Below are 25,567 nucleotides of genomic sequence, written 5' to 3' on the forward strand. Positions count from 1 at the left end.
ATGGGTTGGCGTTTTGCTTGGGGTATGACCGAATCAGTCGATCAATGCATCAGTGGAACTGGTTCATCGTGTTGTCCTTACCCGCAGCCTTCAGCGCTGCTTCGCCGCTGAAGTATTCCTTGTGGTCGTCGCCGATATCCGAGCCCGACATGTTCTGGTGCTTGACGCAGGCGATGCCTTGACGGATTTCCTTGCGCTGCACGCCAGCCACATAACCGAGCATGCCCTGGTCGCCGAAGTATTCCTTGGCCAGGTTGTCGGTCGACAGCGCGGCGGTGTGGTACGTCGGCAGCGTGATCAGGTGGTGGAAGATGCCGGCTTCGCGCGACGCATCGGCCTGGAACGTGCGGATCTTCTCGTCAGCGAGCTTCGCCAGTTCGCTGTCGTCATATTCCGTGCTCATCAGTTGGCCGCGCTCGTAGGCCGACACATCCTTGCCGGCTTCCTTCATCGCGTCATACACCTGCTGACGGAAGTTCAGCGTCCAGTTGAACGACGGGCTGTTGTTGTACACCAGCTTGGCGTTCGGGATGACCTTGCGGATTTCGCTCACCATGCCGCCAATCTGGGCGATGTGCGGCTTTTCGGTTTCGATCCACAGCAGATCGGCGCCGTTTTGCAGCGAGGTGATGCAATCCAGCACGCAACGTGCTTCGCCGGTGCCTGCGCGGAACTGGAACAGGTTGCTCGGCAGGCGCTTCGGACGCAGCAGCTTGCCGTCGCGCTTGATGACGACATCACCGTTGCCCAGTTGGTCGGCCGACAGCTCTTCGCAGTCGAGGAACGCGTTGTATTGGTCGCCCAGGTCGCCCGGCGTGTTCGTCACGGCGATCTGCTTGGTCAGGCCTGCGCCCAGCGAATCGGTACGGGCGACGATGATGCCGTCGTCCACGCCCAGCTCCAGGAACGCGTAGCGGATCGCGCGGATCTTGGCCAGGAAGTCTTCATGCGGCACGGTGACCTTGCCGTCCTGGTGGCCGCACTGCTTCTCGTCCGACACCTGGTTTTCGATCTGGATGCAGCAGGCACCCGCTTCGATGAACTGCTTGGCCAGCAGGTACGTGGCTTCTGCGTTGCCGAAACCGGCGTCGATGTCGGCAATGATGGGCACCACGTGGGTGACGTGGTTGTCGATCTTTTCTTGGATCGCGGCCTTGGCAGCGGCGTCTTTGGCAGCGTCCAGTTCGCGGAAGAGGCCGCCCAGTTCACGCGCGTCGGCTTGGCGCAGGAACGTGTACAGCTCGCGGATCAGCGCGCTGACAGAAGTCTTCTCGTGCATCGATTGATCCGGCAGCGGGCCGAACTCCGAGCGCAGCGCAGCGACCATCCAGCCCGACAGGTACAGGTAGCGGCGTTCGGTGCTCTTGAAGTGCTTCTTGATGGAAATCATCTTCTGCTGGCCGATGAAACCGTGCCAGCAACCCAGCGACTGCGTGTACTTGGACGGATCGGCGTCGTAGGCGGCCATGTCGGCGCGCATGATCTTGGCGGTGTACTTGGCGATGTCCAGACCCGTCTTGAACTTGTTCTGTGCACGCATGCGCGCAGCGTACTCGGGGTTGATCGCGTTCCATGCGCTGCCGTAGGTTTCTTTCAAACCGGCAACTGCCTTGATGTCGTCTTGATACTGGGCCATGTCAATTTCCTGGAAATAAAGCGCGTTTGAGAAGAATCGGTTGCGTGTGCAGCTCCGGAGTTCGAAGCGAGCAGCATGGATTTATTGTAGGTCGGCTTTGACGCGTCGCAGCAAGGTCTTATATAAGACATAAGAGTTAGTTTTTCTTTATTTTTCAATGAGATAGCTGACAAATTTTGCGATGCGGAACGTGTTTTCAGCAAACGGGAAGACGACGCCCGAGAAATTCGAGGCAAATTCCGTAATGTGAAACGGTCTTTCAGGTGCTGGAGGCGGTGAACGTGGGGGCCGCGGGGGGCGACGCAGGCGTGTCCGCCTGAGTCATGCGATGCCAGTTGCCTGGCGGGCGGGGCACCTTCACTATTGTTTGCCGCTGAACGACAGAAGGCCGCCATACCGGCACTTTCATCCGCCCATCAAAAGGAAGACTCCATGCCCGCTCCGGACTATGACGTTGTCGTGTTTGGCGCCACCAGCTTTGTCGGTCAGATCCTGACCCGCTACCTGGCCGAACAGTTTTCGGGCGGTGGAGAAACGCTGCGCTGGGCCATTGCCGGCCGATCCGAAGCGAAGCTGCTGGACGTCAAGCGTTCACTAGGCGCGGCGGGTGAATCCCTCCCGATCATCGTGGCAGACGCCGCCAACGAACCCCAGTTGCGCGCACTGTGCGCACAGACCCGGGTGGTGGTCTCCACGGTTGGCCCCTACGCGCTGTACGGCGAGCCCTTGATCAAGGTCTGCGCCGAAAGCGGCACGGACTACTGCGACCTCACCGGCGAGACCCAGTGGATCAAGCGCATGATCAACAAATATGAAGCGACGGCGCAGCAGTCAGGGGCACGCATCGTGCATTGCTGCGGCTTCGACTCGGTGCCGTCGGATATGGGGGTCTACTTCCTGCAGCAACAGGCCATGCGGCAATGGGGTACACCCGCCACGCAGGTGAAGTTGCGCGTCAAGACGCTCAAGGGCGGCGCATCTGGCGGCACTGTGGCCAGCCTGATCAACGTCGTGCAAGAAGCCGCTGCGGACCCTGCCTTGCGCCGGGAACTCGCAGACCCTTACTCCCTCTGCCCCCAGGGCCACGGCTTCACGGCACGCCAACGCTCGGTACGGGGCGCGGCGTTCGATGCCGATTTCGATGTGTGGATTGCGCCCTTTGTCATGGCGGCCATCAACGAGCGCGTGGTGCACCGCTCCAACGCCTTGTCCGGAAACGCCTATGGCAACCCATTCACCTACGACGAAGCAGTGATCACCGGGGCGGGCCTGAGCGGCCGTTTGAAAGCCGTGACGATGGTGGCCGGCCTGGGCGCCTTCATGCTGGGCATTGTCATCAAGCCCATCCGCATCGTGATGGAGCGCTTTCTGTTGCCCAAACCCGGCGAAGGCCCCACGCCCGCGGTGCAATTGGCAGGCCGCTATGACCTGCGGCTCTTTGGCCGCACCGATCAAGGAAACACCTTGCGGGTGAAGGTGACCGGAGATCGGGACCCCGGCTATGGCTCGACCGGCAAGATGCTGGGTCAGGCTGCCGCCAGCCTCGCGCTGGACCACGTAAAAGAGGGCACCAAGACCGGACGCCCCGGCGGCTTCTGGACGCCGGCCACAATGTTCGACGAACGCTTCATCGAGCGCCTGACCCGCCATGCTGGTCTGCGTTTCGAGCGGATATAAGCGCGATGAAGCGCCAGCTCAGCCGAGGCATCAGTCGTTCTGCCCGCGCGCAAAAATATCCCAGCTGGCCATGAACAGCGCGGCAACCAGCGGCCCGATCACGAAGCCTGTGATGCCGAACAATTCCATACCGCCCAGGGTGGAGATCAGCACGACCCAGTCGGGCATCTTGGTGTCCTTGCCGACCAGCAGCGGGCGCAGCAGGTTGTCGACCAGGCCGATCACACCGCCGCAGAACGCGACGAGGATCACGCATTTCCAGATCGCGCCCACCATCAGGAAGTAGAGCGCGACCGGAATCCACACGAGGCTCGCGCCAATCGCGGGCAGCAGCGACAGGAAGGCCATCAACGCGCCCCACAGCACCACGCCGTCAATGCCGAGGAGCCAGAAAATCAGCCCCCCAAGCGCGCCCTGCACCAGCGCAACGGCAATGTTGCCTTTCACGGTGGCGCGCACGACGGTCGTAAACTTGCTCAGCAGCAGGCGCTTGTGCTCTTCATCCATCGGCAGCGCGCGGCGCACGCGGCGGCCGATCTCGGCGCCATCGCGCAACAGGAAGAACACCATGTACAGCATGACGCCAAAGCCGACGACGAACTGGAACGTGTTCTGCCCGATGCTCAGCGCCTGCGTCGCGGCAAACTGGCTGATCTGCGCTGCCCCGTCGGCCAGCTTTCTCTGGATGCCGGGGATGTTGGTCAGGCCGGCTTTGGCAAGCAGTTGCTGCACCCATGTGGGCAGCGCATGGACCGCTTCCGAAAGGTACCGGGAGTAGTTCGGCTGCGCGCTCTGGATCTCCTGATAGGCAACGCCGATTTCCTGCACGATGGTCGCCGTCACAAAGATGACCGGCAGGATCACGATCAGGACGATCAGGGTGAGCGTGGTGAGCGCAGCAAGATTGCGCCGCTTGTCCATCCGGGCGACCAGCGCGCGCTGCACGGGCTGGAACAGGATCGCCAGGATGACGCCCCAGAACACCGCGCCAAAGAACGGCGAGAGGATCCAGCAGAGCCCGAGCGTGACGACAAACAGCAGGAGGTAGAAGAATTTCTGGTGGTCGTTTCCGCTATCCATGGGTTGCTTTTGCTTGAAGGTGACGTCTCAAAGGCCCGAGCAGGATCCAGGCCAGGCAATGAAATCCGAGTATGCCCGCGCAACCGCGGTTGTCATAGGGGTGGCCGACGGGGCGGACAGGCTGACGAAGCCCGCCGAAAGCTGGCGCCCGCGGTTGAACAACCCCGATACCGGCCGGGCTATGGCGACGGGCATTGCCAGCTATAGTCTGCCCACCCATCCAACCGAACGGAGCACAACGTGGTATTCGAAATGGCCCACATCGAGATTCTCGCCGGCAAGCAGCGCGAGTTTGAAGCCGCCGTCCAGCAAGCCTTGCCGCTGTTTGCACGCGCCAAGGGCTGCCACGGCGCCGAGCTGCACCACATCGTCGAGCGCGACACCAGCTACGTGCTGATCGTGCGCTGGAACACCGTGGAAGACCATATGGTCGATTTTCGCGAGTCCGACGACTTCCAGGAATGGCGCAAGCTGGTCGGACCATTCTTTGAGAAGGCGCCGGAGGTCGTGCACTCCGAAGTGGCGGTCAAGTAACCGGCCCGCCTGAATCATTCGATCCTCACCCAGGCACGAGATGCGCTCGGGGCTCTCAAGGTGCACCCCCATCTCGTGCCATGCCGACGCGGCAACCTGACCGCCGGCCCCTTTTCAGCGCTTGGGCCTGAACATCCCGTAAGAATCCTTTTGCATTTGTTTGCAGTCCGCCCGCGCGGCGCGAGTCCAATGGCACGGTAAAGAAGCCCCCGGTGCTGCCGTTAGCCAGAGATGTGCATTGCGCGCGGCAACGAGCGCGGGCACCTGTGCAACCCATTCGCAACTGCCTCCCGGCTCTGCCCAACCGCCCGCCAAGACGCTCTTCCACTCTGTTCATGTCTTCTGAAACGTCGATGGACAGGCGCTTTAGCGCCAGCGTCGCCATCGTCCTCGTTCCGGTGTTGTCGCTATCGTGCTGGCTGCTGGGCTACGCGTGGCTGGCTTACGGCCGCGCCGACAATGCCGCCCGCAGCGTCCAGGCGCTGCGCATGACGTTGTTGGCCATGGAAAAGGTTTCAGCCGAACGCGGCCCGACCAACGGCGTGCTCGGCGAAGACTTGCCGCTGCCCGCCGAGCGCAAGGCGGCCCTGCAACGCATGCGCGCCACCAGCGATGAACACGTCGCCCAATTGCTCGACGCCCTGAGCCCCGAACATTGCCCTGGCTGTGAAGCCGACATCACCGCCGCGCGCCGCGCCCAAACGCATCTGGCCGCTGCGCGCGCCAACATCGACCGGTTGACCGCCCTGCCGCTGCGCTCGCGCAGCAGCGATGACCTCGCCGACGGCGTGAACCGCATGATCGCGGTGATCCCCGAATTCCTGCCCATCGTCAACGCGCGCACGGCCAACATCACGCGCGGCGATCCCGACGTGCTCAATTGCCTGACGCTGGCGCGGCTGTCGGCTGATCTGCGCGAATACGCGGGCCAGCTCGGTTCGCGCTTTACGGGTGCGCTGGCCAGGCACCGCATGCTCACGTTTGAAGAGCAGCTTGCCATCGAGCGCACGCACGGCCGCATCGACCAACTGCGCAGCATGATCGAGACCCGCGTGGGTGCGCATTCGGCACTGAACCAGCACGCCTTGACCACCCTCGGCGCCCAGTACTTCGGCGATGGGCTGCGCTATGTGGCTGCCGTGCGCGCCAAGGCCAGCCAGCCCGGCGGCGTCGATATCACCCCCGCCGCATTTGCCGAGCGCTACGTGCCCACCATGCGCGCCATTACGGATTTCCGCGACATCGTGCTGGGCCTGGCGGATGACGACATCCGCGAACATCGGCGCGCGATGCTGCTGGTGCTCATCGGCTCGGCAGGCGCGGTGCTGTCGGTACTCGGCGCACTGGCATGGATGACGATTTCGTTCCGCCGCAACGTGGTGGGGCCGTTTGTCAACGCCACGCGGCTGATCGACGGGATTGCGCGCGGCAACTTGAGCGTGCACATCCCGACCGGCTTTGCGCGGCGCGAGATTCGCGCGATGTTCGAGGCGATTCGCGTACTGCGCATCAACAGCATCGAGCGCCGCCGGCTGGAACTGGAACGCGCACACCTGATGCAGGAACTCGCGCGCATGGCCGAGACCGACCCGCTCACCCATCTGCTCAACCGCCGCGCCTTTGAAGACCGTGCCAGCGCGATGTGCAAATCGCCGCAGCCGAAAGCGCGGCTCGTTGCGCTCATCATGTTCGACATCGACCACTTCAAGCGCATCAACGATACGTACGGCCATGCCGTGGGCGACGAAGCGCTGCGCACCGTTGCCAGCCTATGCCGCGCCGAGGGCCCGTCGGCCGACATGGTGGCGCGCATCGGCGGCGAAGAATTCGCGGTGATGGTGTGGGCGGATAGCCTCGCCCAAGCGCGCGCAGTGGCTGACCATCTGCGCCATCGCATTGCCGAGGTGGCGGTGCCCACCGGCACCGATCTGCCCTGCCGCATGACGGCCAGCTTTGGCGTGGCGGCGGCACCCGCGGCGGATGGCCCCGAGCTGGAGCCACTGCTGCGACGAGCAGACCGCCTGCTGTATGCCGCCAAGCTGGCGGGGCGCAACTGCGTGATGACGGACCGCCCGCCTGCGTCGCCGGACGTGGCGCTCGCGGCGGATTGATGCGCCGGGCGCGCTAGGCCTGATTGGCGCGCCGATACTCCGCAGGCGCCTTGCCGACAAGGCGGCGGAAGTCACGCGTGAAATGGGCTTGGTCAAAGTAGCCAAGCCCGTGCGCAAGCTCAGCCAGATCCACACCCACGCCGTTGGCAAGCTGGTCCGCCGCCTCATGCAAGCGGTATCGGCGGATCACCCACTTGGGCGTCACACCCACATACTCCGAGAACAATTGCTGCAGCGTGCGTTCGCTCATGCCGGCGCGCTCGGCCAAGTCGCGTACCTGGGTCAGACCTGCGTCCTGTTGCAGCGACTGCAAGATGCTGTGAATGCGCTCAACCTGTGGGTCCGGTGGCGGCAGCACGCGTAGCAGCAGCGTTTCTGCGGCAGACACCATGCCGGCGTCGTCAGGTGCGCCGAGCACCATCTCTTCTGCCTGCGCATCGCCAATGCCAAGCACATCGGAAACCGGCAGGGTCTTGTCGGTCAGCAAACGCACCGGCTTGCCGAAGAACGCGCGAAAGGCACCGGGCCGCAAGCGCAGGCCGATCACGCGGCCCGTCTCCGCCAATGTGGTTTCGAACGCGCCCGACATCACGCCAAAGACGGCGGTCTGGCGACGGTCGAACACCAGGTTGACGCACGGATACGGAAGCGTGCGCTGGGTGTACGGCGGCTGGCCGCGCAAGTCCCATTCGACGATCCAGTGGTGCTCGAGCACGCCGGCCAATGCATCACTCGGCTGATAGCGGTTCAGGCGGAAACGCTGGCGGAAGGCGAGCGGGTCGACCACGCCCTTTGGCTTGTCGGCAACGTCACGTAGATCGGTCATGGAAGCGGCGTCCGCGAAAACAATGCCGCGATGATGCACCGCCGCAGCGGATTTTTCCAAGACGGAGGCAAGCCTTGCGCCTACAGTGGCACTCTTTTCTCACCCGTATCCATCGAACACGGAGCCGACGATGCCCCAAGACCGCCACCTGATCCTTTACCACTCGCCGCGCAGCCGCTCGCGGGGCGCGCGCATGCTGCTCGAAGAACTCGGCGCCGACTACGAGGTGCATGCCTTCGACCTGACCACGGGCCAGCACAGGACGCCGGAGTTTCTCGCGATCAATCCGCTTGGCAAGGTGCCGACACTACGCCATGGCGATGCGGTCATCACCGAGCAGGTGGCGGTGTATCTGTATGCGGCAGAGCTGTATCCGGAAGCCGGGCTGTCGCCAGCCGTGGGCGATCCGCTGCGCGGGCCGTACCTGCGATGGATGGCGTTCTACGGTTCGTGTTTCGAGCCCGCTGTCGTCGACCATTCAATGGGCCGCGCGCCCGCTGCGTATTCGACCTCACCCTATGGCGACTTCGATACCGTCATTGCCGCGATCAACGCACAGTTGGCCAAAGGGCCCTACTTCCTCGGCGAGCGCTTCACGGCGGCAGACGTCCTCTGGGGCGCCGCATTGGACTGGATCACGATGTTCAAACTGATGCCCGAGACGCCCGTGGTGCGCGCGTATATCGACCGCATCCTGGCACGGCCTGCGGTCCAGCGCGCACGGGCAGCGGACCTCGCGCTGGCGGAAGAACAGGACAAGGCCAAGGCGGCCGCCAGTGCAGCCGCTCCCCAGGCCTGAGCCCGATTCAGTGCGACAGGCGGAACTGCCCCACGGCCTCGTTCAGGTTGAGGGCCTGTTCCTCAAGCGACTCCGCAGCGGCCGCGGCCTGCTCGACCAGTGCGGCGTTCTGCTGCGTCACCTGGTCCATCTGGTTGACGGCCTGGTTGACCTGCTCGATGCCGCTGCTCTGCTCTTCCGACGCTGACGAAATCTCGCCCATGATGTCGGTCACGCGCTTCACCGCATCGACGATCTCTGCCATCGTCACGCCGGCCTGGTCCACCAGCGCCGTGCCGTTGCTCACACGATCCACCGAGTCGTGAATCAGCGCCTTGATTTCCTTCGCCGCGCCCGCCGAGCGCTGCGCCAGGCTGCGCACTTCGCTAGCCACCACCGCAAAGCCGCGGCCTTGCTCGCCGGCCCGCGCGGCTTCCACCGCAGCGTTCAGCGCCAGGATGTTGGTCTGGAAGGCAATGCTTTCGATCACGCCGATGATGTCGGCAATCTTCTTGCTGCTCTCGTTGATGCCGCCCATGGTTTGCACCACCTGGCCGACCACGTTGCCGCCGCGCGTGGCAACGTCCGACGCCGTCACGGCAAGCTGGCTGGCCTGACGCGCGTTATCGGCGTTCTGCTTCACGATGCTCGTCAGCTCTTCCATGCTCGACGCGGTTTCTTCCAGCGAGCTGGCTTGTTCTTCCGTGCGCTGCGACAGGTCTGCATTGCCAGCGGCAATTTCTTGCGCCGCCGAGCGCACCGAATCGCTGCCCAGGCGGATCTGCTGCATCACCGCCGTCAGCTTGTCGGCAAACGTATTGAACGAGCGGGCGATCTGCGCGACTTCGTCTTCGCCATCCGACAGCAGACGCTTGGTGAGGTCACCGCTGCCCGAGCCGATGTCGTCCATGGCATCGCGGATCATCGACAGGCGGCGGAACGCACGCGAAGTCATTGCGCCGACGATGAGTGCGGCAACGATGGCCACGCCCACCAGCGCGCCAATCGACGTCATCACCAGTGAGCGCATGCCGGCCGTGGCATCAGACTTGTCCAGCGCCACGACCAGACCCCAGTCGGTGCCCTTCACGCCCTGGCGGTAGAGCAGCTTGGATGCGCCATCCACTGACACTTCCACCGGCTTCTCCGCTTGCGCCAGCGATGCCAGCGTGGCTTCGTTCAGCCCTGCCGACAGATCGGTCGCCGGCTTGAGCGTGAGCTTGTCATTCGGGTGCGCGACGATCTTGCCGGCCGCGTTGACGAGGAAGCCGAAGCTGGCCGGCGTCGGATGAATGGCCTTGACGTTGGCGATTACGCTGTCCATCGCCACGTCGCCGCCAATCACGCCCTTGAGGGTACTGCCGTCCAGAATGGGCACCGCGAAGGTCACGACGAGCTGGCCGGTGCTGGCGCTCACGTACGGCGGCGTCACCACGGGCTTGCCGGCCTCCACCGCCTGCTTGTACCAGGGGCGCGCGGTCGGGTCATACGTGGGCGGAATGCCTTCGGGGTTCGAGAATTTGTACGACTTGTCGGGGTAGCCGACATAGACGTTGATGAAGCCGCCAGCCTTGTGCACGGCCTTGAAAACCGGAATCGGGTCCGCAGACACTGCCACGTCTTGCAGCGACACCATCATCTGCGTCTTGGACGCCACCCAGTCGTCGATGCCGGCGATGTGGCCGCGCGCGACGGACTGCAGGTTCTGGCGGATGGACTCGTCGTTGTACGAACGCGTCACGAGATAGTTAAGACCGCCAGCGAAGGTCAATGCGCCGACCACGATGGCAACGCAGGTCAGCAAAATGCGAGTACGGATGGATGCAAGCACGGTATGGTTTCCTACTACGAGGCCCATGGCAGGGATTCCACCATGTAAGGCATGCGGCACACGGCCCTGTCGGCCTTGCCGTCGCACAAGAAACGGCCGTCATAACGAAATCTGAAGTCTGATCTGCGTGACATGACTCCGCTATCACGTTGCCGGAGCAGGCAACGTTCTACAATCGCCCTCCCTACGCTGCCCACGTCGGGCAGGCTCCACTTCAAAAAAAAGGAATGCGCATGAAAACCAAAGCCGCCATCGCCTGGAAAGCCGGTGCTCCGCTCACCGTGGAAGAAGTCGACCTGCAAGGCCCGCGCGCCGGTGAGGTGCTCGTCGAGATCAAGGCGACCGGCATTTGCCATACCGATTACTACACGCTCTCGGGCGCCGACCCGGAGGGCATCTTCCCGGCAATCCTCGGCCATGAAGGCGCGGGCGTGGTGTTGGAGGTGGGCGCGGGGGTCACATCGTTGAAAGCCGGCGACCACGTGATCCCGCTGTACACGCCGGAATGCCGTCAGTGCAAGTTCTGCCTGTCGCGCAAGACAAACCTGTGCCAGGCCATTCGCGCCACGCAGGGCAAGGGCCTGATGCCGGACGGCACGTCGCGCTTCTCGCTCGACGGCAAGCCGCTGTTCCACTACATGGGCACGTCCACGTTTGCCAACCACATCGTGGTGCCGGAGATTGCGCTGGCAAAGATCCGCCCCGATGCGCCGTTCGATAAAGTCTGCTACATCGGCTGCGGCGTCACCACGGGCGTGGGCGCGGTGGTCTACACGGCCAAGGTGGAACCGGGCGCAAACGTGGTCGTGTTCGGCCTGGGCGGCATCGGGCTGAACGTGATCCAGGGCGCAAAGATGGTGGGCGCCGACAAGATCATCGGCGTGGACTTGAACCCCGCACGCGAAGCCATGGCGCGCAAATTCGGCATGACGCACTTCATCAATCCGAATGATGTGGACAACGTGGTCGACCACATCATCCAGCTCACCGATGGCGGTGCGGATTACTCGTTCGAGTGCATCGGCAACACGAAGGTCATGCGTCAGGCGCTGGAGTGCTGTCACAAGGGCTGGGGCCAGTCGATCATCATCGGCGTGGCCGAGGCCGGCGCGGAGATCAGCACGCGCCCGTTCCAGCTCGTGACCGGCCGTGAGTGGAAGGGCTCCGCTTTCGGTGGCGCACGTGGCCGCACGGACGTGCCGAAGATCGTCGACTGGTACATGGAAGGCAAGCTCAACATCGATGACCTCATCACGCACAGGCTGCCGCTGGAGCGCATCAACGAGGGCTTCGAGCTGATGAAGCGCGGTGAGTCGATCCGTTCGGTCGTGCTGTATTGAACCTCGAGGATGGAGCCACGCAATGACGATCCCGGTACCGGCACTTGAACTGCTTTCCGAGCATGCCTGCTTTGGCGGCGTGCAGCGCTTCTATCGGCATGCCTCGACGGCGATCGGGCTGCCGATGCGCTTCTCGGTCTACCTGCCGCCGCAGGCGTTGGAAGGCACGCGCTGCCCCGCGCTGTTCTATCTGGCGGGCCTGACGTGCACGGAAGATACGTTTGCCATCAAGGCTGGTGCGCAACGCGTGGCAGCACGCGAAGGCCTCATCCTCATCGCGCCCGACACCAGCCCCCGCGACGCGAACATCCCCGGCGAAACCGATAGCTGGGATTTCGGCATCGCCGCCGGCTTCTACCTGGACGCCACGCAGGCGCCGTGGCGCGAGCACTACCGCATGGAAAGCTACATTGCCGACGAGCTGCACCACATCGCGCGCGTGGCCTTTCCGGTGGCGCCGGGGCACATCGGCATCTTTGGGCATTCGATGGGCGGCCACGGCGCGTTGACGCTGGCCTTGCGCCATCGGGAGCGCTTTGCTTCGGTCTCCGCGTTTGCGCCCATCGCGCATCCGTCTGTGTGCCCGTGGGGCATCAAAGCGTTCACCGGATATCTCGGGGACGATCGCACCGCCTGGGCAGCGCACGACGCCACGGAGTTGATGCGGCAGGCATCGTGCCCGTTCCCGGGCGGCATCTTGGTCGATCAGGGCGAGGCCGACAAATTCCTCGCAGAGCAGCTTTACCCGGATGACTTTGCCGCCGCGTGCGCTGCAGCCGGGCAGCCGCTGCAACTGCGCCGCCACCCGGGCTACGACCACGGCTACTACTTCATCGAGACCTTCATCGAAGACCACCTGCTGCATCACGCAGCACAACTGCGTTAGCCGCAGGTAAATGCGGGGCCAGGCTAGCGGCTGCCGCCACCGGCAATGCCGCCCGCCGCCCCACCGGCGCCTCCGGTACCCGCACCGGCACCAGCGCCCCCTGAACCCGCAGCACCACCGCCACTACCGCTGCCCGGCGCACCCATCGACCCGCCCGTGCCTGGCGCGCCTACGCCCACTCCACCCGCGCCGCCGCCGGTTGCACTGCCCGTTGAATCGTTGGCACTGCCGCCATAGCCACCGCTCGAACCCGAGCGCATATTGCCGGCGCGCCCTTGCTTGACAGCGATACCCCCCGTGCCCGTTGCAGTTGCGCCGGTGTCGGCACCACCCGCCGGAGACATGCTGCTGCCGCCCGCCGTGCTGTTGGATTGGGCTGCCCCCGTTTGGGCATACGCCGCTGCAGTACCGCCCGCCAGCGCCAACGCGATGACGAGAGAAGATGCACGGAGATACGTCATGAAATGCTCCTTTGAGGTTGAGAACATGCCCCTCCAAGGCAGCAAGGCCCGTTCCTCCGTCACGCCATGCAATATCGAGTGCGCCGATTGGCGGGATATTTGCTTCGGACCGTGCGTCAAAATGAGGAAGCCCGCACTCAGCTATACATTCAACGGTGTATGTATAATCGCCTGCCCCACTGTCGGTGTGCCGCCGCACGCGTCTGCAACGCTGCCGGCCCACCTTCAGCCCGACGATGGAGCTGTAAACCGTGAAATTCCCCTTCCCGCTGCCGCCGTCCTGGCGCGCAGCGGGCGACACCCCCGACGCCAAGGCCGCCCCGGTAGCCCAGCCCCTGCCTGGCGATCCAGATGCCTGGATCGCATGCGAGCACTGCGACACCCTGCATCGCCACGAAGTCATTGCGCTGGATGAAGAAGCGCATTGCACACGCTGCGGCGTCAAGCTGTACCGCAACCAGAGCGAGCGGCTCTCGGTACTGCTGCCGCTGGTGTTGACGGGCCTCATCGTCTACATCGTCGCCAATATCTTTCCGATTGCCGAGATGAACGGTGGCGGCAACCGGCACGCCACCACGCTGTGGGGCGCCATCGTGGCGCTGTACGACTACGACATGCTCTTCGCTGCCGTACTGGTGGCACTCACCACGGTTTTCTTCCCGCTGATGTACATGTCGGTGCTGGCGCCGCTGCTCATTGCGCGATTGCGTGGGCGGCAGCATCCGGCCGCGGCGCTGGTGCTGCGCACGGCGGCGCTGATCCGCCCGTGGGCGATGGTCGAGATCTTCATGCTGGGCGTAGTGGTGGCGCTCATCAAAGTGGCGCGCATGGTGTCGCTGGAAGCCGATGCGGGCTTGTGGGCGTTTGCCGCGCTCACCGTGTTTTTGACAGTGGCGTTGTCGATCGACCTGCGACCGTTCTGGCGCGAGATCGGGTTGACCCTGCCGCCGGGCTCACATGTCGACACGCCCACCGGCATGGACGCCGCCGCCCGCCCCGGCGAGGATCACCCATGAACAGCGTCACTACCCCTGCACCGGCCCAACCGGCCCAACCGGCCCAAGAGGGTCGCCCGCTGCGGGCCGCCGCACACGGCCTGGTGACATGCGAGCGCTGCGGCCTGCTGGCACGCATGCCCCAAGCTTCGGCCGCCACGCAGGCGGTGCTCACACACGAAGACGCACCTGACGAGACCACCGCAGCGCCGGTCTGCCCGCGCTGCATGTCGCCCATGCACGTGCGCAAGCCAGACAGCCTGGCGCGCTGCTGGGCGCTGCTGATTGCGGCCGCCGCCATGTACCTGCCCGCCAACCTGCTGCCCGTGATGATTACCGACACCCTGCTCGGCACGCAGCAGGACACCATCATGAGCGGGATCGTCTACCTCTGGACGTCGGGCTCGTGGCACCTGGCCATCATCGTGTTCATCGCAAGCTTTCTGGTGCCGCTGGCCAAGCTCGGCATCCTGGCGGTGCTGTGCCTCTCGGTGCAGCAACGCTGGCGCTGGAACCCGCGACTGCGCACGCGCCTGTATGCGCTGGTCGAAATCATCGGCCGGTGGTCGATGCTCGATGTGTTTGTGGTGACACTGCTGGCAGGGCTCGTACATCTGTCGACGCTGGCCATCATCAAGCCCGGCCCTGGTGTCGGCCCGTTTGCCGCCGTGGTGGTACTGACCATGTTTGCCGCCCGCTGTTTTGATCCCCGCCTGATCTGGGACGTCATCGACGAGCCCGATCCTGAAGAGACCGATGTATGACCGACCCCGTCGATAACGAAAACATCCCCGCGCCGCGCCGCACGAAGCGCAAGCGCTGGCTGCCCTCGCTGATCTGGCTGGTGCCGATCGTGGCACTGTTGGTGGGCGCCACGCTCATGGCGCGCGTGATCCTGGCGCGCGGCGCGCAAGTGACCGTCACATTCAGTTCGGCCGAGGGCATCGAAGCAGGCAAGACACGCGTGAAATTCAAGAGCGTCGATATCGGTGTGGTCAAGGCGGTGGGCCTCACCGACGACCGGTCTGGCGCCGTGGTGCTGATCGAACTCACACATGACGGCAAGGCGTTCGCCGCGTCGGATACGCGCTTCTGGGTGGTGCGCCCGCGCGTGGCGGCCGGCAGCATCTCGGGGCTCGGCACGCTGCTCTCAGGAGCGTACATCGGCGTGGACGGTGGCCGCTCGCAGGAGAAGAAATCCACCTTCAAGGGGCTCGACACACCGCCGGCCATCTCCGCTGATGCGCCCGGCAAACAGTTCACGCTGCGCGCGCCCGACCTGGGCTCGCTCGATATCGGCGCGCCGGTGTATTTCCGCCGCGTGCGCGTGGGCCAGGTCACCGCCTATGACATCGACACCGACGGCAAGGGCGTGACGTTGCACATCTTCGTCAACGCGCCGTTCGACAAGTTTGTGGCACACGGCACGCGGTTCTGGAATGCCAGCGGCATCGATCTCAAGCTCGACGCCAACGGGTTGAAGGTCGATACGCAATCGCTGCTGACCGTGGCGCTGGGCGGCATCGCGTTCCAGACACCCGAAGAAGCCGATCACCAGCCGGCCGCCTCTGACGCCGAGTTCCAGCTCGTGCGCAACGAGACCATGGCACTGAAAGACCCCGAACACCTGTCGCAGACCGTGGTGATGTACTTCCACCGCTCGCTGCGCGGGCTCAACGTGGGTGCGCCGGTGGAATTCAAGGGCATCAACGTAGGCGAGATCAAGTCGATCGGCATCCACTACAGCAAGAAGCGCCACGAGTTCGTGCTGCCCGTGACGGCCACGCTTTACCCCACGCGCTTCGGCATGGACATCCGCGACGACAACCCGCAGCACGCCGCCGAAGACGTCCGCACGCAGTTCGACGTGCTGGTGAAGAACGGCATGCGCGCACAGTTGAAGAGCGCGAGCCTGCTGACGGGCCAGCAGTTCGTGAACCTCGACTTCATTGACGCGGCCGACCGCGACAAGACCCCGCCGCGCTTCGGCATGCGCGATCGTGACGGCGCATATGTGTTCCCGACTGCCGATAACCCGACTGACGACATCGAAGCGCAGATTGCCGGCATCGCCAAGAAACTCAACAAGGTGCCGTTCGAGCAGATCGGACAGGATGTTCACCGCACGCTGACGACGCTCGACGCCACGCTCAAGCAGACCGAGCAACTGGCCAAGACCGTCAACAGCGACCTCGCCCCGCAGATGAAGGAAACGCTGGCCGACGCGCGCCGCACGCTCGATTCTGCGCGCCAGGTCTTCTCCGACGATGCCCCGCTGCAACGCAACGCGCGCGACACGCTGGAACAAGTGGCCAAGGCCGCCGCGTCTGTGCGCGTGCTGACCGACTATCTGGACCGCCACCCGGAAGCGCTGATCCGCGGCAAGGCAAAGGACGCGCAATGATGCCGATGCAAACGACGATGCTGTCTTCTTCTCTTCGCTTAGCCGGCGCCGCTGCCGTGGCGTTGCTGATTGGCGCGTGCGCTTCGCCCGAGCCGACGTTGCATACGCTGTCGGTGCGCCCCGAAACAACAGATACCGGCCGTTTCCAACGCGCCTTCCGCCTCTCGGGCGTGCGGGTGCCCGATCGGCTGGACAAGCCACAGATCGTGCTGCGTACGTCCGATAGCGAAGTGGTGGCGCTTGAGCAGCAACGCTGGGCCGCGCCGTTTGGTTCGGAACTGCGCGATGCGCTGTCTGCGAATCTGGCGACAACGCTGTCTGCGGTGGACGTCGGGAGTGCGGCTGCGCCGGCGGGCGTGCCGCTCTACCGCATCGGCGCCGAAATGCGCAGCTATGACGCGCGGCCCGGGCAGGGCGTGACGGCACTGGTGACGTGGCGCGTATCGCGCGATGCGGCCACCCAAGGCGCGAGCCCCGCCGCCCTCACCTGCCAGACGACGCTTGCGCTGCCCGTGAATGGGCAACCTGTAGGTGCGGATGCGAATGCGGGCGTAGATGCGGTGGTGTCATCCACGCAACGCCTCGTGCAGCAGTGGTCGCAACAGATTGCGCAGAGCGTGCAGGGTCTGGAATCGTCTTCCGCTGCGCCGGCGTGGTGCCGGTAGGTTGATCGGTCAGCGCTCGGCCAGTTCCTGCGTGAGCCGGCCGAGTGTGGCGAGCGCAGCTTCGAGGTTGGCCGAAGGCGGCAGGCCGAAGCAGATGCGGAAATAATGATCGAAGCGGTTCAGGTTCGAGAACATCGTCCCCGGCGCAATGCGGATGCCCTGCGCCAGCGCCGCATCAAACAGTGCCACCGACGACACGTTGGCAGGCAACTCCACCCACATCGCCAACCCGCCTGACGGCACCGACAACCGCGTGCCGGCGGGAAAGCATCCCGCAATCGACTCGGCCATGCGCTCGCGCTGTTCACGCAAGGTCTGGCGTAGCGTGCGCAGGTGACGGTCGTACGCACCCGAAGCGATAAAGCGCCCCGCCAGCACCTGCGACCACGAATCGTTTGGCCGCGACTGCGCAAACTTCAGCATCTGCACGCGCCCCTGCCAGCGGCCGGCAGCCATCCAGCCCAGGCGCAGGCCGGGCGCCAGCACCTTGCTCAAGGACGCGCAATAGATGACGTTGCCCGTGCGGTCCCACGCCTTGAGCGCCTTGAGTGGCGTGGGGCTATCGCCCAGCGCGCTGTAGGTATCGTCTTCAATGAGCGCGATGCGGTTGGCATCGCAAAAGGCGGCCATCCGGCGCTTGGCCGCGTCCGGCATGATGCTGCCGAGCGGGTTCTGCAGGTTGGGCACCACCACCACGGCGCGGATGTTGCCGTAGGCCTGCACCGCCATCTCCAGCGCTTCGAGCGACATGCCGGTGCGTGGGCTGGTAGGAATTTCCACCGCGCGCATGCCCAGGCTTTCCAACACCTGCAGCAGCCCGTAATAGGTCGGTGATTCCACGGCCACGGTATCGCCCGGCTGCGCCACCGCGCGCAATGCCAGGTTCACCGCTTCGATACAGCCGTGGGTGACGATCACGTCGTCCGGCGCGATCTGCACGCCCATGTCGAGCGCACGGCGCGCCACGGCAGTCTGCAATTCGGGATGGCCGTTCGGGATGACAGCCTGCGTCAGCAGCAACGGATACCGCCGCAGCACCTGCGACGCAATCCGGTTGAGCGCCGCCGCCGGGTACAACGCGGCCGCCCCACTCGCCCCTGACAGATCGACATGCACGCTGGCCTGCTGCCCGCGCGCCACGATGGCGGACACGCGCGCATGCACGCCCACGTAAGCGGCCGGGTCGGGCGTCGAGACTTCAGGCTCCTTGACCGGTGCCAGCATAGCCCGGCGCGGCTGGCGCACGAAGTAGCCCGAGCGCTCACGCGCTTCGAGCCAGCCTTCCGTCTCCAGATGCCGGCACACCTGCAGCGCGGTCGACAGACTCACAGCGTGCGTGCGCATCAGCATGCGCACCGACGGCATGCGCTCGCCCGGCGCCAGCACTCCGCTGCGGATCGCACCAAGGTAATGATCGGCAAGCGTCCGGTACAGCGGCTGCGCGGGCGGGGGAGTCAACTCGGTGACGGACATGGCGGCGAAGGGGCGGCGGCGAAGGGCGGCGGCGAGCGGACGGCGACAGGCGGCAAGGAGAGGGGTCCGGCACATCATGCCGGCACGACCGCCACCGCAACAGATACAGACGACGTCAAACTGTACCGCAACAGATTGTCGCAGGGGCGCGGCTGTTGCCCCGCACATTGCCGGTTTCTGTGTCTGTTGAGAGAGAAGCCGCGTGCCTACGCTGGAGCCATGTTCAGGAGATCGACATGACTGCAACGACACCCGCATCCGAACCCGAATGGCTGGCGCTCTGCCCCGGACAAGCCGGGCTGCACTGGCTGCCCGCTGGAACCACGCTCGTGGCATTGGAAGGCAGCTTGCGCCTGGCACCACCATCGCGTTGGATTACGGCAGCGCAATACACGCTTGGCGCCGGACACGCGCATGTTGTGGAAACCTCCGGGTGGTGGCACCTGCATGCCGACAGGCGCAGCGGCGCGCACGTGCACATCGTGGCTGCTGTCACTGGCACACGACGCCCGGCGTGGCCAGCGATATGGCGTTGGTTGGCACACGTCATTCAGCCGCGCCAGACTTCGCGCGGCTGAAGTGAAGAGGTGTACCTGTCAGCGCCCCTCGCTAGGCGCGCGGGGACGCTTCCCGTCGTCCGAATGGATCGACGCGTTCTCGAAGTCGCCAGGGTCTTCCTCGCCCACGCCGCTTTCACCTGGGATGGCCGGCGCGATGGGCTTGGCGGTGTCACCCGAAGGCGCCTTGGCTTTGTCTTCGCCACGAGGCTTCTTGGTGGCGTTCATGGCTGCTTCCGACTGTTCTGGTGCTGCCCCAGACGCTGCTGGTTCTGCGGCAATTGCCCTTCCTGTGCGGCGGCACGGCCATCCTCGGCGGGCACCGGCATCGGGCGTTTCGCCGAGTGGTCCGTGCCGTGCTGCATGGAAGTGCGCTCGGCGCGGTCGGCTTCAGCGCGGTCCTTGGCGGCACCCCGTCCTTGCTGGGTTTGATCGCTGCGCTCACCCTTCTTGCTTTCGCGCTTTCGTTCCCCCGCGTTTTCCGCCGCGTGGGCAGCCGGCTTGTGCGGTTGCTGTGCGTGTTGCTTCATCGTCAGCCTCCTGGTTCGGTTTACGGACGACTCGCCCGCACCCAACTGCGTCGCAACCAGCGTGCCGCCGCAACAGTGCGCTGAAATACGCGTGCGGCGCGCCGCGCCCAGGTATCCGCCTTGCTGCACGTGCAGTGTCGCGCGTTGGCGCACAAGCACGCATGGAGAAACCACATGGCAACCAGCAACCTGTATCGCACCGGCGAAGCCCCTGCACAGACCGGCAAGGGCCACGGAACCGAAGCACTCGGCCCCTCCGACAGTTCGGACTCGGGCAGCGACGTGGTGGGCGGCCCGGGCTTGGGCAGCGACGTTGAAGATCGCTTTGACGACGATCCCGCCGTGCACCCGCGCGGCAACGCAGCCAACCGCACCGCGGGCGCAGACCTGGGAGATGTCAACCTCGACAGCGACACAGATTCCACCGGCACCGGCGAGCGTCGCGCGGCAGGGCACGAACCCGTCATGCGCGAAGGCGGCGACCTGATGCCCGACGCCATACACGACATAAACCATCCCGAAGTCGACACACCCATCGACGACGAGAACTTTGAACACGCCACGGGCCTCGCCGGTGAAAACGACGACGCCGATGCTCCGGATGCGGTCGACCTGGATGAAGCGCCGATCGATCCGAAACCCGGCAGCCGCGATGTTCCGGTGCACTCACCCACCGGGGGCGGCACGGATTGGTCCGACAACATGCGCCGCAGCCGCCCGACGTACAAGGGCAAGCGCGTGCCGGGCCAGCATCGCGGCTAAGCCGCAGCGGATGAACGCGGACCGCGCCTGCAAGCCAGCGCGGTCCGGTCTAGACTGGCGGATCGCCCCCGCAGCCCATGCGAGTTGCGCTGGCCCGCCCCGCTCACCTTGAGCGAACTTCACGCCCCCTACCCAATGACCCGACTACGTTTCTCAGCTCGTACCGCCGCGGTTGTCACCGTCGTGACAGCACTCTTCCCGCTGGCAGCATCCGCGCAAAGCACCGCTGCGCCAACGCGCGTGCGCGCCACCATCAATGCCGTCCACAGCACCGCTGTCGACGTAACCGACGCCTCCGGCAACAAGGCGACTGTGACGCTGCCGGTGGACCTCAGCGTCACCCAGGTCGCGCCGATCGAACCGTCGGCCATTCGCGCCGGCAGCTATATCGGCACGGCAGCGGTCAAGGAGCCGGACGGCACGTTGCGTGCACTCGAAGTCCACGTGTTTCCGGAGGCCATGCGTGGCACCGGCGACGGCCATCGCCCCTACGACATGGGCCCGAACAGCAGCATGACCAACGGTACGGTCGAGCAGGCAGGCGCCGTCACCGGGGCTCAGGGCCGCACGCTGTCGGTCAAATACAAGGACGGGGAGCAGCACATCGTGGTGCCGCCGCAAGTACCGATCGTCACCTTCGAGCCGGGTCGGCGCGATGACCTGAAAGCCGGCGCGCACGTTGTCATGTTCGTGCGCGCCGATGCGCAAGGCACGCTGGTAGCGCAGCGCGTGCTGGTCGGCAAGGACGGGATGGTCCCACCGATGTGACGGCGATGTGATGGGAGAGCGGGCCAGCCTCATACGCTGGCCCGATTTGCTTAGAACGGCTTGCTGACCGACAAGAGGAACGTACGGCGCGGTGCAAACTGCGGCGCCCCCACGCCAATGCCCGTACCGTCGCGCAGTTGATAGCTGCGGTCGAAGATATTCAGCACGGTCAGGCGCGTCTTGAACTTGCCCAGCGCCGGGAGGTTGAAGTCCCGCGCAGCGCCGACGTTCATCTGCCAGTAGGCCGGCAGGTGCTCGGTGTTGGCGAAGCCGTTGCGCAAACCTGTACCGAACAGCACATCGCTCGTATACGTCGTACCGGAATACCGATACGACACACCGGCCGACGCGGTCAGGCGCTGGTCGTGATCGAGGTTGACCCAATGGTTGTTGATGTAGGCCAGCTCGTCGGCACCAAAGTTGAACTGGCCGGTCTCGATGCCCTTGCCCTGCGCGCGTGACACGGCCAGATTCAGGTACGCCCCGAAGTTACCGTTGCGATAGTTCGCGCTGCCTTCCAGCCCGTAGATCCGGCCACGCTCGTAGTTGAACGCCGAATACAGCAGCGCATTGCCGAACTGCCCTTCATCCTGCAGATGGCGCACGTCGCGGTAGTACGCATCCAGCCCCAGCGTCAGATGCGGCGTGAGCTGGTGCGAAACCCCCAAGTCAAAGTAGTTCGAACGCTCCGACTTGACGGCCGTGTTGGCGTCCGAAGGCAGCGCATTGGTCGTGCCGGCAAAGGCTTGCACCGAGGTGGTATCGAACTTCTCCGTGGGCGGCGGCGTGAAGTAGCGCGCGTAGCCGGCATGCACGCGCGTGCGCGGCGTCAGGTCATATGTCAGGCCCAGGCGCGGGCTCAGCTGCTGCTCGCTGACGATGGTGTTGACGCGGTCGTAGCGCGCGCCGTAGTTGACGGTGAGCTTGTCGGTGGGCTTCCACTCGTCCTGCAGGTAGACGCCCATGGTCGTGCCGCTGCCGCTGTGGTTGTCGACGATGGTGAACGGCGTGGTGCTGGTCTGGGCGCCGGAGCTGTCGGCGGCAAACACGCTGGCGGTGTTGTCGGCCACGTAGCGCTCGCGCTGCACGAATACGCCGGCACGCAGCGTGTGCTTGTCGGTGAGCTTGTAGCTTGCGTCGCCCTGCACACCGTAAGCCTCGTTGCGGCGCGTGATGTCGGCAGCCACGCCGTTGTAGACCAGATCGCCAATCGGATCGGGCGTGTAGTCGATCCGACTTGCACGGCGGAACACAGACACCTGGTAGTCCAGCTTGGGCGACACCTTCTGCTGATACGTCAGGATCTGGAAGTCGGTCTTCTCGCGTTGATTGGCGTTGAGCGCTTCAGAAGCGGGCGGCACTGCACCGTCGAGCGTGAATTGCGGCGTCAGGCCGGGGCGCGTCGGAATCTGGAAACGGCCGTTCGACGTGCCGAACATGAAGCTCACGCGGCTATCGTTATCAAGCAGGTACGACAGCATGCCGAACGACTTGTTCTGCGTGGTGTGATCGTGCGTGGCGTTGCGGTTGCCCGTGGGATTTTCGATGCCGAGGTTGTTCTCGGCAAACACGCCCGAGAGGTAATAGCTGAAGCGGTCTTTCGTGCCCTGGATCTGCGCGTTGACCTCGTGCGTGGCATTGCTGCCCAGCACGGTGCCGATCTCGCCGCCAAATGCCTTGGGCTCGCCGTCCTCGTCGGTGGATGCGCCCTTGGTGGTGATGTCGACGATGCCGGCAGTGCGGTAGCCGTACTGCGCCGGCAGCGCGCCGGTCAGCACATTGATCTGGTTGGCGAAGCGCGTATCGAGCATCTGCCCGAAACCGCTGATCGGCTCGGGGACGATCACGCCATTGATGCGGTACTGCAGGTTCGAGTGGTCCCCGCGCACGTGCAATTGCCCATACGAATCCTGCACCACGCCCGGCGCCTGCAGCAGCACCTGGTTGAGCGGCGTGGCATCGCCCAGCGGCAGGCGGGCGATGTCATCGGTGTCGAACTTGTAAACAGAGCTGCCGGTGTCCGGCGACAGCGCATTGCGTGCAGCGTCCAACCGCTTGGCCGTGACGCGGGTTTCGCTGAGGTCGCGCACGTTGGCGGCAGCCGGCTTGGGCTGTGCTGCGGGCGCTGTCGTGGCAGGCGTGGCGGGTGTGGAGGCCGGCGTCGCGGCTTCCTGAGCCAGTGCGGAAACAGAGGCGATGGATGGCAAGACGGCGGCAAGCGCCATCACCAGCTTGCGGGGCTGGAATGGAATCATGAAAGACCTTTGAATCGAGCGGATGCGTTAAGCAGCGGCCCGCGCATGCGTCAACACAACGCGCGAGCCGATGGGCAAGGCAGGAATCAAAGGCGGAATGGAGGATCGCGCGAGCAGACGGCCACCGGAAAAACCGGCGCGCCCGCATGAAAGCCAATGCGCGGAAAATGCCAGCGCCGCGTATGCGCCAGGCGCAGCGCCACCAGCATCGGCAAGGCAGCCGCCAGCGCAGCATAGGCAGCGCACTGCAAGCACGCGGCGTGCTCCTGCGCGGGCTGGCTGCGCTGGGCGCCGGCCGGCTTGGCCGTGGCGGCGGCGTTGAACTCGACCGCAGTCCCTTCGCTCAGTTCGCTCCAATGCGAGAGCGCATGCCGCAGCGCGCCCTGCTGACCAAACAGCAGGAACACGGTCAGCAGGCAAGCCAGCCAACGCAGATGGAGGAAGGAGGAACGGAAGGAACGCAAGATCGGGCGCAGGTGCCGGCGCACGATGTCACTCGACACTGCGCGCCTCAATGCAACTAAGTTGCGAATTCTGACACCAGCCGTCTGATTCAGCAATCCGACAGGTGGAGGGGCAGAACACCCGCCGAGCGTAGCGCCGCAGTATTACAAGCGCGTGTGCGCAAAGCCCGGCATGAGACCCGTCGGCACGCCCAGGCTCGGCACGGGCACGCGCTTCCAGTTCGGGCGCGTTTTGCGGCCGGCCTCGGCGCGTTGCGCGGGGGCACCCACCTCGGTGGCATCGTGCAGGCTGGCCAGCCAGGCGCCGTAGTCGAACCAGCCGTCGCGCACGAGCTGTTCGCCCACGCAGTTGGCAAAGCGATCCGACTTGGGCAGGAAGCACAGCTCAAAGCCTTCGGCCTCGCGGCGGCCATGCATCCAGCGATGCGGCACCTGGTGGCTGGCCAGCGCTTCCGACAAACGCGTGCCGTAGCGCTGCTGCCCTTGCCGTCGCGCGCCGATCACGTAGAAACCGTCAAGCAGACGACGCAACCCCAGCGCAGAACGCGCGTGACGCACCTCGGCATCGACCAGCAGCTCACGGTTCTGCGTGCGAGCCTGCAACGCCAGCGCAGCGAAATGGTGCGCGCCCCACTCGTTCATGTAGAACAGCTCGCCGCCGGCAAAGTCGTAGGCGCGGAACACGTTGGACTGATCTGCGTAGCGGAATACGTGGCGCCGGTTGGCGGCAAAGTCGGCGTCCGTGCTGTGCGGAATGCGGCGGCAATGCTGATGCGCAAACACCAGCATGCTCGGAAACGAATGCACCGAGCACGGCGACTGCGCCAGCCCCGTCACCGCGCGGATGTCGATCTTGCAGTGCTCCCGTCGCACGCCCACGAGCTGGCCCAGATGGTGGTGCAGCTCGTCCACCCATTCGGCATGCGCCAGATGCTTGGGAAACAGTTGGTGCGCGGGCTCGGCAAGGCCGCCCTCGAACAGGAACGGCACGCTCTTGTGCCAGATATCGAGTTTCCAGTGCGACAACGCATCGCTGGGCGTGCGATGGTGTGCCACCGATTGCGCGACATTGAAAGCGCGCGACTGGACAACCCAGTTCGACGCTGCATGCAGCAGATTGGAAACGTTCATGTCACCCCCCGGAAGACTGAATCGTTCGTTTGCGGGTTGCCGACATCGCTCTGAATGTGTGGCGATTGTTCAGCAATGTAAAAACCAACGACTCAAACGTACCCCACTTTAGAGGGGTGCGCCATGAAGTTTGTTGAAGTCCGTGTTAAGAAAAATACACATAAAACGTGGGGACTTGCCAGGCGCGCGACATGCTGGAAGAGGGGCATCCGCAAATCAGGAGACCGCGATGCCCACCCAGCCAAGCCGTTCAGAAACCGATACGACACAGCCCGCAAGCCCGAAAGCCCAGCCCGAGCCTGCCAAGCGCAAGCCCGGCGACCCGCTGGTGCCACGCGATACCCGCCCGAATCCAGCCGAGCAGAATGAGCCGCCCGTGGAAAACGTGTGAACCTGGGCGCCC

25 protein-coding genes are annotated in these 25,567 nt (G+C 64.7%); 14 read left to right on the top strand and 11 right to left on the bottom strand.

What is annotated here, in order from left to right; all coding sequences use genetic code 11:
• Positions 1-49 precede the first annotated feature (49 nt).
• Positions 50-1,636 carry an isocitrate lyase gene (locus M1D44_RS11390; RefSeq protein ID WP_316853201.1) on the bottom strand — a complete coding sequence of 529 codons (1,587 nt, stop codon included), beginning with the start codon at positions 1,634-1,636 and terminating at the stop codon, positions 50-52.
• 432 nt (positions 1,637-2,068) lie between these two features.
• On the opposite strand from M1D44_RS11390, the gene M1D44_RS11395 reads away from it, so the two are divergent.
• Positions 2,069-3,313, top strand: coding sequence for a saccharopine dehydrogenase family protein (locus M1D44_RS11395; RefSeq protein WP_316853200.1), 1,245 nt, complete (start codon positions 2,069-2,071; stop codon positions 3,311-3,313).
• A gap of 30 nt (positions 3,314-3,343) precedes the next feature.
• On the opposite strand, the gene M1D44_RS11400 is transcribed toward M1D44_RS11395, so the two are convergent.
• Entirely contained in the window at positions 3,344-4,393 is a 1,050-nt protein-coding gene (locus M1D44_RS11400; protein ID WP_024976496.1) for an AI-2E family transporter, read from the bottom strand.
• Between the two features lie 252 nt (positions 4,394-4,645).
• On the opposite strand from M1D44_RS11400, the gene M1D44_RS11405 reads away from it, so the two are divergent.
• Together M1D44_RS11405 and M1D44_RS11410 are read left to right on the top strand one after the other, a co-directional pair.
• Positions 4,646-4,927 carry an antibiotic biosynthesis monooxygenase family protein gene (locus M1D44_RS11405; RefSeq protein ID WP_316853458.1) on the top strand — a complete coding sequence of 94 codons (282 nt, stop codon included), beginning with the start codon at positions 4,646-4,648 and terminating at the stop codon, positions 4,925-4,927.
• Positions 4,928-5,280: 353 nt separating this feature from the next.
• Positions 5,281-7,038 (top strand): GGDEF domain-containing protein, encoded by a 1,758-nt coding sequence (locus tag M1D44_RS11410; RefSeq protein ID WP_316853457.1) that lies wholly within the window; start codon positions 5,281-5,283, stop codon positions 7,036-7,038.
• A 13-nt stretch (positions 7,039-7,051) separates the two neighbouring features.
• On the opposite strand, the gene M1D44_RS11415 is transcribed toward M1D44_RS11410, so the two are convergent.
• Positions 7,052-7,864 carry an AraC family transcriptional regulator gene (locus M1D44_RS11415; protein ID WP_024976499.1) on the bottom strand — a complete coding sequence of 271 codons (813 nt, stop codon included), beginning with the start codon at positions 7,862-7,864 and terminating at the stop codon, positions 7,052-7,054.
• 130 nt (positions 7,865-7,994) lie between these two features.
• Between M1D44_RS11415 and M1D44_RS11420 the strand changes: the two genes are divergently transcribed.
• Entirely contained in the window at positions 7,995-8,663 is a 669-nt protein-coding gene (locus M1D44_RS11420; RefSeq protein ID WP_112185716.1) for a glutathione S-transferase family protein, read from the top strand.
• Positions 8,664-8,670: 7 nt separating this feature from the next.
• Here the strand turns inward: M1D44_RS11420 and M1D44_RS11425 are convergent, their stop codons facing one another.
• Positions 8,671-10,473, bottom strand: coding sequence for a methyl-accepting chemotaxis protein (locus M1D44_RS11425; RefSeq protein WP_024976501.1), 1,803 nt, complete (start codon positions 10,471-10,473; stop codon positions 8,671-8,673).
• A gap of 233 nt (positions 10,474-10,706) precedes the next feature.
• Here M1D44_RS11425 and M1D44_RS11430 point away from each other — a divergent pair, with 233 nt between their 5' ends.
• Positions 10,707-11,813, top strand: a complete 1,107-nt coding sequence (locus M1D44_RS11430) for an S-(hydroxymethyl)glutathione dehydrogenase/class III alcohol dehydrogenase (protein WP_112186035.1) — start codon at positions 10,707-10,709, stop codon at positions 11,811-11,813.
• Positions 11,814-11,835: 22 nt separating this feature from the next.
• Positions 11,836-12,699 (top strand): S-formylglutathione hydrolase, encoded by an 864-nt coding sequence (gene fghA / locus M1D44_RS11435; protein ID WP_316852706.1) that lies wholly within the window; start codon positions 11,836-11,838, stop codon positions 12,697-12,699.
• A 23-nt stretch (positions 12,700-12,722) separates the two neighbouring features.
• Here fghA and M1D44_RS11440 read toward each other — a convergent pair whose 3' ends face one another.
• Positions 12,723-13,160 (bottom strand): hypothetical protein, encoded by a 438-nt coding sequence (locus M1D44_RS11440; protein ID WP_316852707.1) that lies wholly within the window; start codon positions 13,158-13,160, stop codon positions 12,723-12,725.
• Between the two features lie 251 nt (positions 13,161-13,411).
• Here M1D44_RS11440 and M1D44_RS11445 point away from each other — a divergent pair, with 251 nt between their 5' ends.
• From M1D44_RS11445 to M1D44_RS11460, 4 genes are read left to right on the top strand one after another with little or no spacing between them, the layout of a single operon-like run.
• Positions 13,412-14,176 (top strand): paraquat-inducible protein A, encoded by a 765-nt coding sequence (locus M1D44_RS11445; protein ID WP_235193181.1) that lies wholly within the window; start codon positions 13,412-13,414, stop codon positions 14,174-14,176.
• Positions 14,173-14,919 carry a paraquat-inducible protein A gene (locus M1D44_RS11450; protein ID WP_316852708.1) on the top strand — a complete coding sequence of 249 codons (747 nt, stop codon included), beginning with the start codon at positions 14,173-14,175 and terminating at the stop codon, positions 14,917-14,919. The genes M1D44_RS11445 and M1D44_RS11450 overlap by 4 nt, the downstream gene beginning before the upstream one ends.
• On the top strand, positions 14,916-16,559 hold the full coding sequence (locus tag M1D44_RS11455) for a PqiB family protein (RefSeq protein ID WP_316852709.1): 1,644 nt from the start codon (positions 14,916-14,918) through the stop codon (positions 16,557-16,559). Before M1D44_RS11450 ends, M1D44_RS11455 begins: the two co-directional genes overlap by 4 nt.
• A complete protein-coding gene (locus M1D44_RS11460) occupies positions 16,556-17,224 on the top strand; it encodes a PqiC family protein (protein ID WP_316852710.1) in 669 nt (222 codons plus the stop codon). Before M1D44_RS11455 ends, M1D44_RS11460 begins: the two co-directional genes overlap by 4 nt.
• Before the next feature lie 9 nt (positions 17,225-17,233).
• On the opposite strand, the gene M1D44_RS11465 is transcribed toward M1D44_RS11460, so the two are convergent.
• Positions 17,234-18,697, bottom strand: coding sequence for an aminotransferase-like domain-containing protein (locus tag M1D44_RS11465; RefSeq protein WP_024976508.1), 1,464 nt, complete (start codon positions 18,695-18,697; stop codon positions 17,234-17,236).
• 236 nt (positions 18,698-18,933) lie between these two features.
• Between M1D44_RS11465 and M1D44_RS11470 the strand changes: the two genes are divergently transcribed.
• The gene (locus M1D44_RS11470) at positions 18,934-19,275 is read left to right on the top strand and encodes a hypothetical protein (RefSeq protein ID WP_024976509.1); all 342 of its coding nucleotides are present in this window, start codon (positions 18,934-18,936) and stop codon (positions 19,273-19,275) included.
• Positions 19,276-19,293: 18 nt separating this feature from the next.
• Here M1D44_RS11470 and M1D44_RS11475 read toward each other — a convergent pair whose 3' ends face one another.
• Positions 19,294-19,482: a hypothetical protein gene (locus M1D44_RS11475; RefSeq protein ID WP_024976510.1), complete on the bottom strand. Its 189-nt coding sequence runs from the start codon at positions 19,480-19,482 to the stop codon at positions 19,294-19,296.
• On the bottom strand, positions 19,479-19,784 hold the full coding sequence (locus tag M1D44_RS11480; RefSeq protein WP_316852711.1) for a hypothetical protein: 306 nt from the start codon (positions 19,782-19,784) through the stop codon (positions 19,479-19,481). Before M1D44_RS11480 ends, M1D44_RS11475 begins: the two co-directional genes overlap by 4 nt.
• Positions 19,785-19,958: 174 nt before the next feature.
• Between M1D44_RS11480 and M1D44_RS11485 the strand changes: the two genes are divergently transcribed.
• Both M1D44_RS11485 and M1D44_RS11490 read left to right on the top strand, forming a co-directional pair.
• Positions 19,959-20,546 carry a hypothetical protein gene (locus M1D44_RS11485; protein WP_316852712.1) on the top strand — a complete coding sequence of 196 codons (588 nt, stop codon included), beginning with the start codon at positions 19,959-19,961 and terminating at the stop codon, positions 20,544-20,546.
• A 135-nt stretch (positions 20,547-20,681) separates the two neighbouring features.
• A complete protein-coding gene (locus tag M1D44_RS11490; protein ID WP_316852713.1) occupies positions 20,682-21,314 on the top strand; it encodes a hypothetical protein in 633 nt (210 codons plus the stop codon).
• Between the two features lie 50 nt (positions 21,315-21,364).
• Here the strand turns inward: M1D44_RS11490 and M1D44_RS11495 are convergent, their stop codons facing one another.
• From M1D44_RS11495 to M1D44_RS11505, 3 genes are all read right to left on the bottom strand, one after another.
• Entirely contained in the window at positions 21,365-23,569 is a 2,205-nt protein-coding gene (locus M1D44_RS11495) for a TonB-dependent receptor (protein ID WP_316852714.1), read from the bottom strand.
• 86 nt (positions 23,570-23,655) lie between these two features.
• Positions 23,656-24,072 (bottom strand): hypothetical protein, encoded by a 417-nt coding sequence (locus M1D44_RS11500; protein WP_316852715.1) that lies wholly within the window; start codon positions 24,070-24,072, stop codon positions 23,656-23,658.
• Between the two features lie 105 nt (positions 24,073-24,177).
• Positions 24,178-25,164, bottom strand: coding sequence for a DUF6685 family protein (locus M1D44_RS11505; protein WP_024976516.1), 987 nt, complete (start codon positions 25,162-25,164; stop codon positions 24,178-24,180).
• Positions 25,165-25,393: 229 nt separating this feature from the next.
• Here M1D44_RS11505 and M1D44_RS11510 point away from each other — a divergent pair, with 229 nt between their 5' ends.
• On the top strand, positions 25,394-25,555 hold the full coding sequence (locus tag M1D44_RS11510) for a hypothetical protein (RefSeq protein WP_200869036.1): 162 nt from the start codon (positions 25,394-25,396) through the stop codon (positions 25,553-25,555).
• Positions 25,556-25,567 lie beyond the last annotated feature (12 nt).

Source organism: Ralstonia sp. SA306 (assembly GCF_054792405.1).

Bases quoted from the DNA above. Each gene is read 5' to 3' on its own strand.
- M1D44_RS11390 (WP_316853201.1), bottom strand. From the start codon at position 1,636: ATGGCCCAGTATCAAGACGACATCAAGGCAGTTGCCGGTTTGAAAGAA.
- M1D44_RS11395 (WP_316853200.1), top strand. From the start codon at position 2,069: ATGCCCGCTCCGGACTATGACGTTGTCGTGTTTGGCGCCACCAGCTTT.
- M1D44_RS11400 (WP_024976496.1), bottom strand. From the start codon at position 4,393: ATGGATAGCGGAAACGACCACCAGAAATTCTTCTACCTCCTGCTGTTT.
- M1D44_RS11405 (WP_316853458.1), top strand. From the start codon at position 4,646: ATGGCCCACATCGAGATTCTCGCCGGCAAGCAGCGCGAGTTTGAAGCC.
- M1D44_RS11410 (WP_316853457.1), top strand. From the start codon at position 5,281: ATGGACAGGCGCTTTAGCGCCAGCGTCGCCATCGTCCTCGTTCCGGTG.
- M1D44_RS11415 (WP_024976499.1), bottom strand. From the start codon at position 7,864: ATGACCGATCTACGTGACGTTGCCGACAAGCCAAAGGGCGTGGTCGAC.
- M1D44_RS11420 (WP_112185716.1), top strand. From the start codon at position 7,995: ATGCCCCAAGACCGCCACCTGATCCTTTACCACTCGCCGCGCAGCCGC.
- M1D44_RS11430 (WP_112186035.1), top strand. From the start codon at position 10,707: ATGAAAACCAAAGCCGCCATCGCCTGGAAAGCCGGTGCTCCGCTCACC.
- fghA (WP_316852706.1), top strand. From the start codon at position 11,836: ATGACGATCCCGGTACCGGCACTTGAACTGCTTTCCGAGCATGCCTGC.
- M1D44_RS11440 (WP_316852707.1), bottom strand. From the start codon at position 13,160: ATGACGTATCTCCGTGCATCTTCTCTCGTCATCGCGTTGGCGCTGGCG.
- M1D44_RS11450 (WP_316852708.1), top strand. From the start codon at position 14,173: ATGAACAGCGTCACTACCCCTGCACCGGCCCAACCGGCCCAACCGGCC.
- M1D44_RS11455 (WP_316852709.1), top strand. From the start codon at position 14,916: ATGACCGACCCCGTCGATAACGAAAACATCCCCGCGCCGCGCCGCACG.
- M1D44_RS11460 (WP_316852710.1), top strand. From the start codon at position 16,556: ATGATGCCGATGCAAACGACGATGCTGTCTTCTTCTCTTCGCTTAGCC.
- M1D44_RS11465 (WP_024976508.1), bottom strand. From the start codon at position 18,697: ATGTCCGTCACCGAGTTGACTCCCCCGCCCGCGCAGCCGCTGTACCGG.
- M1D44_RS11470 (WP_024976509.1), top strand. From the start codon at position 18,934: ATGACTGCAACGACACCCGCATCCGAACCCGAATGGCTGGCGCTCTGC.
- M1D44_RS11475 (WP_024976510.1), bottom strand. From the start codon at position 19,482: ATGAACGCCACCAAGAAGCCTCGTGGCGAAGACAAAGCCAAGGCGCCT.
- M1D44_RS11480 (WP_316852711.1), bottom strand. From the start codon at position 19,784: ATGAAGCAACACGCACAGCAACCGCACAAGCCGGCTGCCCACGCGGCG.
- M1D44_RS11485 (WP_316852712.1), top strand. From the start codon at position 19,959: ATGGCAACCAGCAACCTGTATCGCACCGGCGAAGCCCCTGCACAGACC.
- M1D44_RS11490 (WP_316852713.1), top strand. From the start codon at position 20,682: ATGACCCGACTACGTTTCTCAGCTCGTACCGCCGCGGTTGTCACCGTC.
- M1D44_RS11495 (WP_316852714.1), bottom strand. From the start codon at position 23,569: ATGATTCCATTCCAGCCCCGCAAGCTGGTGATGGCGCTTGCCGCCGTC.
- M1D44_RS11505 (WP_024976516.1), bottom strand. From the start codon at position 25,164: ATGAACGTTTCCAATCTGCTGCATGCAGCGTCGAACTGGGTTGTCCAG.
- M1D44_RS11510 (WP_200869036.1), top strand. From the start codon at position 25,394: ATGCCCACCCAGCCAAGCCGTTCAGAAACCGATACGACACAGCCCGCA.